Here is a 15,823-nt window from a genome sequence, read left to right on the forward strand (position 1 = left end):
GGTATAGCCTGCCATCAGGTATAGGTTAGGTATTACAATTCGTTGTTGCGGAAGGCCGCTTTCTGGGTGCGCTCCGTCAGGCCGGACATGGAAAGCGGCGTTTCACTCTCGTATCCTTTCTTGGCCCGTTGCTCTCCGGTTGGTCCGGGCAGCAGGCGGTTGAGCAATGCAAATACATCGGTTGTGGTTTCCGGTGAGAGCCCGTGAATGAAAGCGCCGATCTTGGCAGGTATAGACGTCACCACTTCGGCATCTCCGTTGCGGCAGGCTTCCAGAATCGATTTGGCCGAATCCTCCGCACTGATGGAGGTGAGCGGACTCGAGTCCATGATCTTAAACAGCGTGTACTCTTCTTCGTGCTGTCCCTTGACGTTGGCGTGCCGCGGACTGCCGGTCTGCATCAGCCCCGGCGAGGCGCAGGTAACAATAATATTATACTGCTTTAACTCGGCACGCAAGCCTTCGGATAGCCCTACCAGAGCGAACTTGCTGGCACTGTAAGGCACCAGGTGTGGTACGCCAAGTTTTCCGCCAATCGATGCAATGTTCAGGATACGTCCGCCGCCGCGGGCTTTCATGGAAGGCAGCACGGCCAGGGTGGTATAAAGCGGTCCCCAGAAATGTGTCTGCATCGCCTCCTCAAAATCCTTCACGGTCATCTCCTCCAGCGGCCCCGCCGTGATGATGCCTGCGTTGTTGATGAGCACGTCGATCTGACCAAATTCCTGCTGCACCCGTTCGATCATCTGCTCAACCTGCGTCTGCTGGGTAACGTCGCAGGGAATGATCATCACATCGGCCCCGTTGCCTGCCAGCTCCATGCGGGCGTCCTCCAGTTGCCTTTCGTCGCGGGAGCACAGCACCAGCCGGGCACCCTCCTGGGCCAGTTGCCGCGCCATCACGAAGCCCAGTCCGCGGGCACCGCCCGTTATCAGCACGGTCTTGTTTCGGAAGCTGTAGGCATTGAGTTTGCGGTTGATGGCATGGGCTGCCAGCAAGGCGCCTGCCCCAGCTGCCAGCCACCACAGGTTTCTTTTCTGTTCAGTTTTCATAGAAGTATAGGTATAACAGGTATAGCCGGACGCAGCATACTGTCAGCTGATCCGGCTTTTTGTCTACGGGAAGGCAGGTGATGTAGGTTCGTGAACCGGAAACGGGCAGGTATGGCGCGGCTTACTTTTTCTTCTTGAATGGCTTTATACCTTGTCGCTTGCTGGTAAACACCTCATTTTTTGGCATTGGGGTATAGAGCAGCTTCACCAATACCACACCGTAGTGGTCTTTGGTGTTCTCCACGCGGGTAACGTTGTCGAGGTAGTCTGTGGTAGTGATGTGATAGACAACCTCAGGCGCCACGCTGAACTGATCGGAAAAACGGAAGCGTATACCGCCGCCAAAAGGAATGACGCCGGCGATGGCTGGATAGGACCGCAGGCGATCGTAGGTGATGTCAGAGTTAGGCGTTCGGTTGGTGGGGTAAGAGCTGGGCGTGTAATACACAAAGCCTGCCCCGCCCTTTATAAAAGGAACGGCAAAGCGCTTGCGCAACGAGCGATAGTTGTTGGACCCGGCGTAGCTGTCCAGCAGGTTGTACACCAGCATCCCGGACACCTCGATCACCCTCGACTCAAAGGTGATGTTATCCTGAAAGGTTTTCTCGGACGCGCCCAGCTTGATGTACTCCACCTCACCGCTGAGGGACCAGAAGGAATTGTACTTGAACAGGGCGCCTATGCTGAAAGCAGGGCCGATGTCATTGCAATCAAAGCTGCCGCAGATATCGCTTTTCACGGCGGCCAGACCTGCGCCGGCCTGTATAACCAGACCACGCTCGGGAATCTTACTCACCCCCATGCGGCGAATGACATTATCCTGCGCCTGGGCGGTCGTGCAAACGGTAAGGGCGATCAAAAATAGTGATAGAAGGAAGTAGCTGCTCCTGTTCATGCTTCAGACAGGTTTCTCTTTAAGGTTTGTGTGGCCGCAGACCAGGTATTGGCTGTGGTGGGCCTGCTTCCCCTTATCTACGCAAGGCCAAAAGAAAGGATCATTAAAATTTATGAATACATTATAATATAGCCATGATAATATAATCAGTGCTATTCCTTCCTTTACTGCAAGCCTGGTTTGGCAGTTGTTAGCCTTTGTTATTAAGATTCAGTTACTGAATCAGTTGCACGGAGTGATGGGCGTTTCTTGTTCAGCAGCTGAACAAAATCAATGACGAGTGCGGCTGCATCCGGATAAAAAGTGGGGTTGATATTTTCGTAAATATCCGTCGGTTTGTGATAGTGCGGATGGTCCTCCACACCGAAGTAGATGAACGGAATCTGGCGCTTGTGGAACTGGTAATGATCTGACTGCCGGGTCCAGTCATTTTTGCCCTGCTCTGGCCGGTCGTGGCCTGTTAGCAACCTGGCCTGCGGCCTTGGCTTCACCTGTTGCAGCAGCGGCAACAGGGCCGGATAGTGGTAAGCCCCGCTGGCGTAAAGCTCGCCCTTTTCGTTGAGGCTGAGCATGTCCATGTTCACGTTCAGTTGGATCAGGTCCAGGGCAATCGGCGGATTCTCCAGAAAGGCATTAGCGCCCTGCAGACCCAGCTCTTCGCCGTCGAGCGCAGCAAAAATCAAGGTATAGTAGGGCTTGTTTTTCTTGAAATAGGCGGCAGCGGCCAACAACGCGCCCACGCCGGAGGCATTGTCGTCGGCTCCGTTGTAGATCTCGCCCTTGCGCTCGCCCACGTGGTCGTAGTGCGCCGTCAGGACGATGGCTTTATCGGTTTTGCCCGGTATAAAGCCGATCAGGTTCACGGCTTCCTCCACTACAACGCCCCTGCTCTCCAGGCGGAAGGTATGGCGGTAGCTGTTGTTATAGGGCTGCAGCCCGATCTCGCTGAAACGCTTTTCGATGTACTCCTGCGCCATCCTGTTACCCTCTGTGCCGCTCAGCCTGCCTGCCATCGAGTCGGCGGACAGCACCTGCACGTCGCGCAGCAGCGCCTGCGGATCGAGTACCGTTTTCTGGGCGAGTGCAGAGAGCTGCAGTGCACAGATAAGTAAGAAAACAAAGGAGAGGTGGCGTTTCATAGGTTACATTTTGAGCGAATTTACTGTAAAATCGCCAGCACGTCCTTATAAAAGATTAGTTGTTCAGAACAGGCCAGGCTATCCAGCTTTTCTGGCGTGTTGAAGTTTTTTTCTGCTGCTCCGCCACGCGGCGCTCTACTTCCTGGGTATAGCTCCCGTCTTTCTCAAAAACCTCGCCTTTCAGCACCCATCCTGTTTTTACGTAGTCCTGTACTCTGCTTACAAGTGCCTGTAGGTCTTTTGCTTCGATTACGTCGAATTCCATGTTCGTTCCTGTTTTAGTGGTCTTACAAATGGTTGTCAGATGTGATTTAAACAAGGAGCGTGCCACTTACGTTCAACGACTGTAAATGTTACAATTATTTTAAAACAAATTACAGAACCCCTCCCAGATGCCTCCGGATGCTATTCAAAGCCCTGAAAACTGAACGGGCCGATCTGCAGACCGGCCCGTTCAGGTATAGCAACTAATTGTATTCTAGTTTTTTACATTTTCTTGACATCAATAAAGGCAGGCAGTTCTATCGGCCCCATCGAGGTTTGAATAGTGGGTTTGATCTGTAGTAAAATATCCGGTCGGCTGCCTCCTTCTTTCTCGGAAAGCATCGCCACAAGTCGCAACAGGTTATTAAGTCCGGAACCGCCGTTTTCCTCCGCCAGTTTGATAGGGGTACGCACGTTAATGGTGTTCAATCCGTGGCGCAACTCCACCGGCTCGTCCACGATGCCGCTCAGCGTTTGCTTGCCATCCAGCAGCAGCTGCCACTTAAGCTTGGTCACGGTCATGCTGCGATCCTGGCTGCCCTCGTCCAGTTCCACGTTCAGCCCCAGGCTGGAGTAGGCGGACAGGTCATTGTCAGAAAAGGCCGAAAGCAGCAGTGCCGCCTCGCTGAAAGAGAAATCCTCGGGCCGCTTTTTGTTCAGCACATTCACGCCGTTCAGCTTCACTTCATTTATACCTGACAGGCTGTACTTCGCTTCCTTAAAAGCATCAACGTCGCTCTTGGTGCCGCACGAAATAGCGAACAAGGCTATACCTAGCAACAGGGCGAAAGGGAGGAAATTTGTTTTTTTGATCATATGCTTTATACTGCTCAGCGCTTGATTACTTTGCCTGAGCCTGAAATAGTTGAGTTAATAGTTGGGTTTCCCTGGTAGTACACGTTTCCGCTACCGGAGATCGTAACGGCCAGTTCATTGGCAGCATTTACTTCCACATTTCCGGAGCCGCTCAGCGCCACACCGGCACTTTCGCTGCGCATCCCAAAGGACTTTACGTTGCCCGAGCCGGACAGGCTGATATCCTGAGCGCCAGCCTCCCCTATCAGGTCGATGTTGCCCGAACCGGTCAGCCTGCTGGTTACCCTGTCAGCCGAGGCATTTATCCGGAGATAGCCGGAGCCATCGAGCACGGCGCGGAAGTCATTTGCTTCAAATTCATCCAGCAGCTCTATGCGCCCCGAGCCGATCAATTCGGCGCTGCTCAGCTCTGTTACCGTCATCTGCACCTCCACTGTCTTGTGGCTGCGCAGGCACCTGTCAAAACTGAGATCCCATACGCCGTTTGACACATTGGTATTGATCGCATCCAGCACATTCGGCTGCGCTCGCACCTCGATCCGCTGCGTAGCCCCCCGTCTAACAAAAATGCGGGTATCCCCGTTCACGCGCAGTCCGCTGACCGCATCCAGGTTAAACTCCCGGGTTTCCACGTCGCCCCTTCCCCGGATACAATCCTCATCGTCGCAGGAGGTGAGCAGCAACACGGGCAAGATTAGCAGGAGCATCCGGCGCCCAAAATTAGTAGATTTCATAGTTTTATGCAGCTTAATTAGAGTTGCAAGTTAGATAAACCTGCTGCATATGCATAAATCGGCCTGCCCCGTCTACTCAATAATTTGATACCACCACTAATTTTTAGCTGAAGTGCCCTACCCGTTGCCCGCGCTGGTTAACGAGCACGCCGCTGTCTGTCACAAACAAGCCCTGCAGGTAGTCGCTCTCGAAGTAGAAAGGGTAATCGCGGTTGTTGGTGCGGGCCAACTTGCCGATGATGCGGGCGCCCCTTTCGGTCATGTGCACGAGTTGCAGTCGCGTGGTCAGGAAGAACTGCTCGTCGGGCGCATTGTTGAACACTACCTTGCGAAGCACCAGCCGGCTGTCCAGTCCCTGCGCGACGGTGTTAGCTCTGGTTGGCTGCTGCTGCATCTGCTCCCTTGCCTGCTGTGGCGACCGGCTCCTGGTTGCCATCGATTGTTGCTGCTGTCCGTTCGCGCTGGCCATTAGCTGGGCGTCGGCGTTGCCCCACCCTTTGCTGATTGCCGCCAACCGGTAACTGCGCCCCGGATGCGTGGCAGAGCTCCTTTCATCGGAGAGCACCTGCATGGCAGCCTGTGCCTCCTCCAGACTGGCCCCCATCTTGCGGAGCACAAAGCCCGAAAACTCATCGGCCTCCAGTTCATCGGCGTGGTTGCTGCCCTGGCTCGACAAGGTATGACCATTTAGGTGATGCCCGATCTCATGCGCCAGGATACTCACACCAGCCCAGTCGGTGTGCACCGCGTTGTTGATGGCGTCCAGGAAATGTTCGTTGTAAAGGATGTAGCGCTTGCCGTTGTAGATCACGGCGGCGGCATTTTCGATGTTGGCAGAGCGCACCTCAAAGCGCGGCTTCAGCCCGATCACGTCAATGATCTCACTGATCACGTCGCGGGGGGCGGCTTTGGCGGCTGTATAGGGTGCCGGGCCAGGAACTGCTGCTGCCTTGGCCACAAAAAGCGGAGTCAGGGCCAGCAGCAGGGCCAGGCAAATGATGTTCAATCGATTCATAGGATGTCCCTTTCTGTAAGTGGATAAACACAGCTATATCCAAAACGAAAAATAAGTGGAGGCTGGTATGGCTTGCTATGCAAGTACTTTGCCAGACTTGTACTCTTCGTTCTTCCAGGGCGGGTACCTATGGCCTACCTGAAGAAAGCCACCAGACTGCTTGGTTTACTGACCGTGATAAAGGCGGGAGACTCAATATTGCCGACTGGCGTTTTGACCGTGGGCTTGATCTTGAGGGTGAGGTGTTGGCGTATGTCCACCCGCTGTCCCAGCAGGGTGATCAGCCTCGAGAGGCCTGTATAATTGGGCACGTTGCCGTCCGTGGCCAGCCCCACAGGTGTGGCAATCGACAGCCGGTTCAGCCCCTCGTGCAGCACCAGGGTCTCCTCGATGGTGCCGGTCAGCGCATCCTCTCCTTCCACTTCCAGCAGCCATTTCAGGCGCGTGATGGTTAGGTTTCGTTTTTCCTCGCTTTGCTCCTCCAGGGCCACGTGCAGTGCCAGGGTGGCGCTTAGCTCCAGCGAGTTGCTGGTGACAGATGCCAACAGGCTGTCGCCCTCCTCATGCGTGAAGCCGCGGCGCTGCTGTATGCGCTCCTCTACGTCGATTCCGTTGAGCTTGATCTCCTTTACGCTTTGCAGACTATACCTTGCTTCTGTAAACGCCTTGATATCCTGTGCCTGCTTGCAGGACAGACCGGCCAGCAACAGAGCCAGCGACAAAGCAATGTTCCATACTTTATTCATCTTCAGGGCATTATCATACATTCTGATATGCAAATAAAGCAATAGTTAGCAATAAGTAATTCAGGTATAGCACAAAAAAGCAGGTATAGCCTAAGCCATACCTGCTTATTTTCAACTTCATCGATTCTGTATACCTATCGCCCGATCATGTAGCGCCGAGCGGCTGGTGGTGTTTGTGCTTTTCCTCGCCGGTTTCCATGTAGCGTTTGAAGTATTTCAGGTCTTTTTCCACCATACTTTTGAGCATCGGGTTAAGCATTTTGGCAGCTAGTCCTCCGACAGAACCCGCTGGGGGACTGTAGGAGATAACAGCCTGTACTATGGTGCCGTGCCCGTCCGGTGAATCGGAGAAGCGCACCTCGCCGGCGTTGTCTATGTCGGAGTTGGGCAGCGAGCGCCAGGCAATCAGCTCGTTTTCTTTTTCGTGGATAATGTCCGCATCCCAGGAAACGGTACCTATACCTCCCGGAATTTTGGCTACCCAGTGCGAGCGCTGCGGCCCGTTGGACTGCACGCTTTCGAGGTGCTCCATAAACTTAGGCAGGTTCTCAAGCATGCGCCAGAACTGGTATACCTCCGTGCGGGGCCGCTCTACCGTTATGGTCTTGATGATGTCCACCGAAATGTCCTCGTTCTCGGCCGTATCGCGACCGATCATCTGATTGACTGGGCAAAATCCGGTAAAGCCCCTAAAAAGCAGGGCGCCGCCGGCCAAGGCCGTGAGGATGCCGGAAGTACCGGATTGGCGAAGCCCTACCAAGACCATGGCTGCGCCTCCCACAGCGGAGAGCACCCGTTCCGGACGACTTACATTGATGTGGCTCGACCCGGAGGCCGGTGGGAATATATGCTCTGTCTGGAGCATTTTGGAGTAATTGGAGTTGTATGTATCCATAGCTTATTGGTTTTGTTCTATTTCGTTTTAATGGATACGTGCGTTGGGGCTATTATAGTTGCTGCGGGCGGTTTATATCTCCCTGCCATCAGGTGGCCGGGCATACAAGCAAAAAGCCCCAGCTGTTCGCCGGGGCTTTTCTATACCTGCTCTAGGTACAGCTTACTTAAACTTTCCTTTCAACATAGCCAGTTTCGCCGCAAAATCGTTGGCTGGCTCCTCTTCGCGTTTGGCGCCGGCTTTCTTGCCGCCACCTCCTGCCGGTCTGGCTGCGGCGGGATCGCCTTTCATGCTCAGGGAGATGCGCTTGCGCGGCACATCCACTTCCAGCACCGTCACGTCGACCTTCTGCCCTACCTTCACCACATCATGCGGGTTCGTCACGAACCGGTCTGACAGATGGCTCACATGCACCAGTCCGTCCTGGTGCACCCCAATGTCCACGAAGGCACCGAAGGCGGTGATATTGGTCACGAGGCCCGGCAGTTTCATGCCCTCTCGCAGATCTTTGATCTCGTTCACGCCTTCCGTGAAGCTGAAGGCCTCGAAGGTCTGGCGTGGGTCACGACCCGGTTTGGCCAGTTCGCTGATGATGTCCTGCAGGGTTGGCAAACCTACGGTATCAGTCACGTAGTTTTTGAGGTTGATCTGCTTGCGCAGCTCTTCATTCTGCATCAGGTCCTGCACGGTCACGCCCAGGTCTTTGGCCATCTGCTCCACGATCGGGTAGCTTTCCGGGTGCACGGCCGAGGCGTCGAGGGGGTTCTTGGCATCGCGGATTCTAAGGAAACCTGCCGCCTGTTCAAAAGCCTTATCGCCTAATCGCGGTACTTTCTTGAGTTCGGTGCGCGTACGGAACGGTCCGTTCTGGTTGCGGTACTCTACAATGTTCTGCGCGAGCGATGGGCCTAAACCTGACACGTACGTCAGCAACTGCTTACTGGCCGTGTTCACTTCCACACCCACTGCGTTCACACAGCTCATCACCACGTCATCCAGCGAGTGCTTCAGGGCGGTCTGGTCCACGTCGTGCTGGTACTGGCCCACACCGATGCTCTTCGGATCGATCTTCACGAGTTCGGCCAGTGGGTCCATCAGGCGGCGGCCGATGGAAACGGCGCCACGCACCGTCACATCCTGATCCGGGAATTCCTCGCGGGCTACGTCCGAAGCGGAGTAGATGGAAGCACCGCTTTCATTCACCATCACCACCTGCACTGAAGCCGGCAGTTTCAGGCTCTTCACAAAGGCTTCCGTTTCGCGACTGGCGGTACCGTTGCCGATGGCAATGGCCTCCACCTCAAAGCGGGTGACCATATACCTCACAGCCTGCGCGGCCTCGCTTTCTTTGTGCTGACCGGTGTGCGGGTAGATCGTTTCGTTGTGCAGCAGCTTACCCTGCTTGTCGAGCACCACCGACTTCACACCGGTTCTGAAGCCGGGGTCGAGAGCCAACACTGTCATTTGGCCGAGCGGCGAAGAAAGTAGTAACTGGCGCAGGTTATCGGCGAATACGCGTATGGCTTCTTCGTCAGCGCGTTTCTTCGATGACAGGCGTACTTCGGTTTCCATGCTGAGTTTAAGCATGCGCTTGTAGCAATCCTTGGCGGCCAGCTTCACCTGTTGCGCAGCGGCGTTGTTGCCCTTCACGAACATGCGTTCCAGTCGCTCAAGGGCTTCTTCCTCGTCCGGCTGGGCGCTGAGCAGCAGCACCATTTCAGTTTCGCCGCGGCGCATGGCCAGGATGCGGTGCGAGGGCGCTTTCTCGATCGGTTCTTCCCAGTCAAAGTAGTCCTTGAATTTCTGGCCTTCTTCCTCCTTGCCCATCATCACGCGGCTCTTGAACGTGCCCTTCTTCTCGAAAAGCTGACGCATGGTGGCACGCGCCTCGGCATTCTCGTTCATCCATTCGGCCATGATGTCGCGGGCGCCTGCCAGGGCCTCTTCGGCGTCTTTTACCTCTTTCTCTTCGGAGATAAAGTTGGCGGCCTCAGCAGCCACATCAAAGTTTTCCTGTTCAAACAGGCGCTGCGCCAGCGGCTCCAGTCCTTTCTCGCGGGCGATGGTGGCACGGGTGCGGCGCTTCGGTTTGTAAGGCAGGTAAATGTCTTCGAGCACGGCCATGGTCTCTGCGGCCATAATGCGCGCCTCCAGCTCCGGCGTCAGCTTTTCCTGGTCGCGGATGGATTTCAGGATGCTCTCGCGGCGCTTGTCGAGTTCGCGCAGTTGCTCCAGGCGGTCGCGCACGGCGGCAACCTGCACTTCGTCGAGCGAACCGGTCGCTTCTTTTCGGTAACGGGAGATGAAAGGCACGGTAGCGCCTTCGTCCAGCAAGGTTGCCGTGGCCTCCACCTGCTTGATGGTGATGGAAAGCTCGGTGGCGATCTTGATTAGGTGGTCAACGTTTAATTCCATGTATTTGGGTAAAGAGTAATCTAAAGTAAGGCGGGAAAACGCGCAGCAGGAGACATAAACACAGCCCTGCCTGATTTGCCCGCACATTTCCCCTATCTTGAGGTATACCTGCTCGTCTAAGGAACGTCAAATTTAACCGATATTGCCAGAAAGCGAAACATCTGAGGCCTGTAAATTGCCCCAGGCCCCTAAGAGACTGTCGGACTGTTTGCTAATTATTTTTATACCTTCGCAGGCTTGAGATTCCGGAAACACGATACAATCGGCCTGTGGGCGCTGCTCAGCCTGCTGCTTTGCGCCATGCAGAGCTGTGCGGTGCAGCGCATCGACCATACGCCCTACGCCCAAACCGACTATTACCGCCATACCCTGCAGGCGCTTGAAGCACAGCCCCCTGTTACCAGTAAGGCTGATTCGCTGCAGGTTGGCTGGGCCAAAGTGAACATTACCCCTCCTATAGGTTCGCCGCTAGCTGGTTATGGCAAGCGCAGGGGACTCAGGTATAGCACCGTACACGACTCGGTGTGGGTGCGCACGTTCGCGTTTGACAACGGGCAGACCGAGGTCATTTTCGTGGCGCTGGACATGCTCATTACCCCTATGACAGTGGCAGCTGCGCTGGAGAAGGAGTACGCTGCAATGGGGCTTCGCCCGGCACAGGTATACCTCAGCGCCACCCATACGCATAGCAGTTTCGGGGGATGGGGGCAGAAACTGGTGGGGAGATTAATGGCAGGCAGGTATAGCAAGCAACTGGTACAGCAGACGACCGCCCAGATTGAGCACAGCATCCAGTTGGCCCGGCAAAACAAGCAGGTTTCCCGAATCGGCTACGGTACGGCTTATGTGCCTCAGCTGGTTCGCAACCGCCTGACAGGCTCATTATCGGGTAGAGATACGACGGTTCGGTTCTTCAAAATAGAACAGGCTTCCGGTAAAACAGCCGTGTTGGCGACCTTCGCAGCCCACCCCACTATTTTGCCGTCCATGGATCCGGTGCTTTCGCGCGACTACCCGGGAGAGTTGGTGGACCAGCTGGAAAAAAGCCTGGACTTTGCTGCTTTTGCGGCAGGTGCTGTCGGGAGTCAGGCTGTGGTGGCACCGCATGGCGACACCTTTGAGAGTACGGCTGCTGTGGGCCAGGCGTTGGCAGCAGCCATACTGGAAAAGCTTCCGACGGTTGAACTGCAGCACACAGCCCAACTCGGTTATGCCAAGCATTCTCTACAACTGCCCGAGCCACAGTGGCGCCTGAACACCAACCATCGTTTTGCTCCCTTCCTTTTTAACCGGCTCTTTGGCAAATACCCCACCTATATTAATAGCATGCAATTAGGCGAGGCCGTGCTGCTGGGCGTGCCGGCCGACTACTCCGGTGAGCTCCTGCCCCTGCTCGAGCAACAAGGCCAGCCTGTGGTTATGACCGGGTTCAATGGCGGCTACATCGGGTATATCACACCCGACCGGCACTATGCATTGAAGAAGTATGAAACCCGGTCCATGAACTTTTACGGGCCGCAGAGCGGAAGCTATCTGACGGATATTTTAAGAAAGATAATGCACAGCTACCGGCTAAAGGATCGTCGCAACAATTAGGCTTTAAAAATGTTTAAGTTTTTTTGTGCAATTTCGGTGCAATATTCTAATTCCGCACATTCCTCAAACCAGTAAATTTAATCCTGTTTCTCATCCTAAATACCCAATCCTGCGCGTTAAAAAAGTACAAGATTTCGCCCAGGCAAGTCCGCTTATATTCCCCTATTACCTTTCCTGCCTTCCCCGTCTGCGCTCAGGGCCGCTACTTGGCAGATAGAACGGGTAGCTAAAGCAACCCTTATCTCCGTTGCCGCAAAACACCGCCTCCCATTCTTCCAAAGATGCAAAAAGGTATACAATCGCCTATATAATGATGTTGTGACGCACAAATCCATCAGTCAACAAGCCTCGTAAATGCATCATTATCAGTCAAAAACTGGTAGATGACGCTCTTTTAACATGTTGTACATGCAAAGTAACTCATACTTATATAGTACAAAGAAGCAAACCAAAACCTGATTTGAAACCCCATCAAAGAATACCATATGTAACATTTCTAATTCTAAACTCTCCTCTATGAAACTAAAATTACCGTGCAATCCATTGTTTTTACTTGGATTGATTCTCCTGTTCGTATCGGGTAATGTAAACGCCCAGTTTGCCCTCGACGCAGCCCTGCGGCACATCGACCAGACCAAAGCGGAATACAAGCTGAACGCCGCTGACCTCTCCGACTACGTGGTCACTGACCAGTATACTTCCAGGCACAACGGCATCACACACATCTACCTCCGGCAGCGCCACCAGGGCATTGAAGTCGTGGACGCCAACATCAACATCAACCTCGATCGTGATGGCAATGTGATCAACATGGGCAACCGGTTCATACCTAACCTGCGCGGTGCCATCAAGGGCAATGCGGCCGCCCTCTCCCCTGAGCGCGCCGCTAACGCAGCGGCTATGGCACTTAAGCTCACCCCGAAGCAGCCCATCAAACTAAAAGAACGCAAAGCTCCTACCGCCAAACTGCCTGCCGCCGCCAAGGCTGTGGTGCTGACAGATGGCGGTATTTCACTGCAGCCTATACCTGCCAAACTGGTTTACCAGCCCATGCCGAATGGTGAAGTGCGCCTGGCATGGGAAGTAGACATCTACAACACGGATGCCCAGCACTACTGGAACATGCGCATTGACGCTGCCACCGGGCAAGTGCTCAAGCAGCAGGACCTGGTCATTCATGACAATTGGGGGCTGCCTGTGGTGACGGACGACCCGCACCAGAAAATGGCCATCGTGCAGCAGAACAGACAAGGTCGCGTAGCGACGAAAGCGGAGCGCCTGAAAGCACAGCAGGACTTCTATACCCAGGCTTTCGCACCGCGTAGCGTGGCAGCTGCTGCCGTTGCCTCCAGCGGAACATACCGCGTATACGATGCGCCCTTCGAGACACCAACCCACGGCGACCGTACCCTGGTGACGGGCAAAGAGAACCCGCTTGCCTCGCCACTGGGTTGGCACAACGACGGCCTGCTGTCTTACACGATCACAAAGGGCAACAACGTGCACGCCTACGAAGACCGCCTTGGCGCCAATGCCGGCACCAGCCCGGATGGTGGCTTCAACCTCAACTTCGACTTCCCGCTTGACCTCTCCAAGGAGCCCGACACCTATGTAAAGGCGGCCACTACCAACCTCTTTTACTGGAACAACATCATCCACGACCTTTTTTACCTCTATGGTTTTGATGAAGCCAGCGGCAACTTTCAGCAGAAGAACTTTACGGGTGAAGGCATGGGACTAGACGCTGTGATGGCGGAGGCACAAGATGGCGGCGGCACCAACAATGCCAATTTCCTGACGCTGCAGGACGGTGTACCCGGTCGCATGCAGATGTATCTCTGGACTTCTTCGGTGCCAGCCAAACTGCTCCACATCACAGCTCCTTCCGCAGTGGCGGGTTCCTATACCGGTGTGCAGGCAGCTTTTGGTCCGGCAGTTGACGAAACAGGCGTATCCGGTAAGATCGTGATGGCTGATCCGGCCAACGGTTGCAACGGCGCTCCTGAGCTACCGGCTGGTTCCGTACCGCTGCCTTTCAACAATCAGTCGGAGATTACAGGCAATATTGCCCTGATAGACCGCGGCGATTGCTCTTTCATCTCCAAGGCGCTCAATGCGCAAGCCTCGGGTGCCACGGCGGTTATTGTCGTGAACAACATAGACGGTCCGGCCATGTCGATGGGCGGTGACGAAACAGGAGCACTTGTACTGATTCCGGCCATTATGATCAGCAAGGCCGATGGCGATAAACTGAAGACTGCCCTAAACCAGGGTCTGACCGGCGCGCTGCGTCTGGAAGGCGGTGTACCTCCGATGCGCGATGGTGACCTTGACAACGGCATCATCGCCCACGAGTACGGCCATGGCATCTCCACCCGCCTTACCGGTGGCCCAAGCACGCAGTGTCTGTCAGGCGCTGAGCAGGGCGGCGAGGGCTGGAGCGATTTCTTCGGTTTAATGATGACCATGCGCGACGGTGACACGGGTGCGCAACGCCGTGGCATCGGCACTTATGTAATGTCTGAAGGCACTGACGGTAACGGTATACGACCAGCGCCCTACAGCACCGACATGGGCATCAACCCTTATACCTACAAGATGATCGCCAATCCGGAGATCTCCGTGCCGCACGGGGTGGGTTTCATCTGGGCTACCATGCTGTGGGATATGACCTGGAACCTGATCGAGGAATATGGCTATGACCCGGACCTGCACAATGGCAAAGGCGGCAACAACATTGCCCTGCAGCTGGTGATGGACGGCTTGAAACTGCAGCCTTGCAGCCCCGGCTTCATCGATGCCCGCGACGCCATCCTGGCTGCCGACCGCATTAACAATGGCGGTGCCAACCAGTGCCACATCTGGCGCGCCTTTGCCAAGCGCGGCCTCGGCTACAGCTCCACTCAGGGCAGCAACAACGACCTGACAGACGGCACCGAAGCCTTTGACATGCCACCTTCCTGCGAGCCACAGTTCGCTATAAAACTGCAAGCCACTCCTTCTCCGGTAACTGACGGGGCAGAACTGACTTATAAGATCACGGTGACAAATGAAACGGCTGGTTCCGTGAACAATGTATCGATCACCAACCCACTGCCCGAAGGAACGGTGTTCGTACAAGAATCGACTACAGACGCGCCAAGGCTGACCAAAGGTGTGGTGACCTTCAAATCAGTGAAGATGGCTCAGGGCGAGACGTTTGAGCGTACTTTCAAGGTACGTGTGAATAAAGGGACCGGCACGACCGTGTTCTTCCACGATGACATGGAGAGCGGTGGCGGCAAGTGGAAGACAGCCCGCGGCGTTGGGCTGAGTGACTGGCAGCTGAGCACCAAAAACCCACATAGCGGTACAAGCTCTTGGTTTGCGGTAGATCCGGACGCCTTCAGCGATCAATACCTGATCACGGCGCAGCCTGTGGCCGTTGGAGAAAATGCGCTACTTCGCTTCTGGCACAGCTACGCCACCGAAGATGGATTTGACGGCGGTGTAGTCGAGATCAGCACCAACCGTGGCCTCACCTGGAGCAACCTGGGCAGCAAAATGATCCAGAACGGCTACAACGGCGAAATCCCGCTGCTCAATGCTTCTACTATCAGTGGACCAGCCTTCACAGGCGGCAGCAACGGCTACATCCAGACCATTGCGGACCTGAGCAGCTACAAAGGGCAGAACGTACTGATTCGTTTCCGTATGGGCTCTGACGTTCTCACAGGTGCTACCGGTTGGCATGTGGATGACGTGGACATCGTGTCGAACCCGACTGTGGTGAGCAGCACCGCCTACGTTACCTCCCGATTTGGCGGTGATGCCAATGCGACCACCGAAACGCTCGTGCTGAAAGCAGGCAGCCTGTCGCAGAGCAGTGTGCTCACGGCCAAAGCCGCCGAAACGCGTGAAATCCTGTTCCCGAACCCAGCTCAGAACAGAATCAGTCTGAAGCTGGCGGAGAAAGCGAAGGGCCCTGTGCTGATAACCATTGCCAATGCCCTTGGACAGCAGGTGGCACAGCACGAAATTTCAGCAGAGGATGCAGGCAGCGGCGCCAGCCTTTCGCTGGAGGATCTGACCAACGGTATCTACTACTTCACGGTGCGGAATGGCGACCAGAGCAGTACCCACAAAGTGATCATTCGGAAATAGCCTAACTATAAACTAAGAGCAAAAGCCACTCCCTTTCGGGGTGGCTTTTGTCTTTTTATACCTACTCAACCCAATAAATACAATATACCATTTCCATATCACCTATATTCCTA

At 54.9% G+C, this 15,823-nt stretch carries 12 protein-coding genes; 2 read left to right on the forward strand and 10 right to left on the reverse strand.

The window, feature by feature from the left end; genetic code table 11:
- Positions 1-32: 32 nt before the first annotated feature.
- The 10 genes from IEV97_RS03745 to IEV97_RS03790 form a co-directional block, all read right to left on the reverse strand.
- Positions 33-1,052, reverse strand: a complete 1,020-nt coding sequence (locus IEV97_RS03745; RefSeq protein ID WP_188500147.1) for an SDR family NAD(P)-dependent oxidoreductase — start codon at positions 1,050-1,052, stop codon at positions 33-35.
- Positions 1,053-1,173: 121 nt separating this feature from the next.
- On the reverse strand, positions 1,174-1,947 hold the full coding sequence (locus IEV97_RS03750; protein WP_229733776.1) for a putative outer membrane beta-barrel protein: 774 nt from the start codon (positions 1,945-1,947) through the stop codon (positions 1,174-1,176).
- Positions 1,948-2,150: 203 nt separating this feature from the next.
- Positions 2,151-3,086, reverse strand: coding sequence for a M28 family peptidase (locus tag IEV97_RS03755; protein WP_188500148.1), 936 nt, complete (start codon positions 3,084-3,086; stop codon positions 2,151-2,153).
- Between the two features lie 55 nt (positions 3,087-3,141).
- Positions 3,142-3,351 carry a DUF1737 domain-containing protein gene (locus tag IEV97_RS03760; protein WP_188500149.1) on the reverse strand — a complete coding sequence of 70 codons (210 nt, stop codon included), beginning with the start codon at positions 3,349-3,351 and terminating at the stop codon, positions 3,142-3,144.
- Between the two features lie 221 nt (positions 3,352-3,572).
- Positions 3,573-4,166 carry a hypothetical protein gene (locus IEV97_RS03765; protein WP_188500150.1) on the reverse strand — a complete coding sequence of 198 codons (594 nt, stop codon included), beginning with the start codon at positions 4,164-4,166 and terminating at the stop codon, positions 3,573-3,575.
- Positions 4,167-4,180: 14 nt separating this feature from the next.
- Positions 4,181-4,900 carry a head GIN domain-containing protein gene (locus IEV97_RS03770; protein ID WP_188500151.1) on the reverse strand — a complete coding sequence of 240 codons (720 nt, stop codon included), beginning with the start codon at positions 4,898-4,900 and terminating at the stop codon, positions 4,181-4,183.
- Between the two features lie 103 nt (positions 4,901-5,003).
- Entirely contained in the window at positions 5,004-5,915 is a 912-nt protein-coding gene (locus tag IEV97_RS03775) for a membrane-binding protein (RefSeq protein ID WP_229733777.1), read from the reverse strand.
- 134 nt (positions 5,916-6,049) lie between these two features.
- Entirely contained in the window at positions 6,050-6,661 is a 612-nt protein-coding gene (locus tag IEV97_RS03780) for a hypothetical protein (protein WP_229733778.1), read from the reverse strand.
- Between the two features lie 145 nt (positions 6,662-6,806).
- The gene (locus tag IEV97_RS03785) at positions 6,807-7,556 is read right to left on the reverse strand and encodes a YgaP-like transmembrane domain (RefSeq protein ID WP_188500152.1); all 750 of its coding nucleotides are present in this window, start codon (positions 7,554-7,556) and stop codon (positions 6,807-6,809) included.
- Positions 7,557-7,718: 162 nt separating this feature from the next.
- Positions 7,719-9,971 (reverse strand): Tex family protein, encoded by a 2,253-nt coding sequence (locus IEV97_RS03790; protein ID WP_188500153.1) that lies wholly within the window; start codon positions 9,969-9,971, stop codon positions 7,719-7,721.
- A gap of 237 nt (positions 9,972-10,208) precedes the next feature.
- On the opposite strand from IEV97_RS03790, the gene IEV97_RS03795 reads away from it, so the two are divergent.
- Both IEV97_RS03795 and IEV97_RS03800 read left to right on the forward strand, forming a co-directional pair.
- On the forward strand, positions 10,209-11,567 hold the full coding sequence (locus IEV97_RS03795; protein ID WP_188500154.1) for a neutral/alkaline non-lysosomal ceramidase N-terminal domain-containing protein: 1,359 nt from the start codon (positions 10,209-10,211) through the stop codon (positions 11,565-11,567).
- A 516-nt stretch (positions 11,568-12,083) separates the two neighbouring features.
- A complete protein-coding gene (locus tag IEV97_RS03800; RefSeq protein WP_188500155.1) occupies positions 12,084-15,710 on the forward strand; it encodes a T9SS-dependent M36 family metallopeptidase in 3,627 nt (1,208 codons plus the stop codon).
- The last annotated feature ends 113 nt before the right edge of the window (positions 15,711-15,823 follow it).

The sequence above is a fragment of the Pontibacter amylolyticus genome (assembly GCF_014638845.1).
In the GTDB taxonomy this organism is placed as follows: Bacteria; Bacteroidota; Bacteroidia; order Cytophagales; family Hymenobacteraceae; genus Pontibacter; species Pontibacter amylolyticus.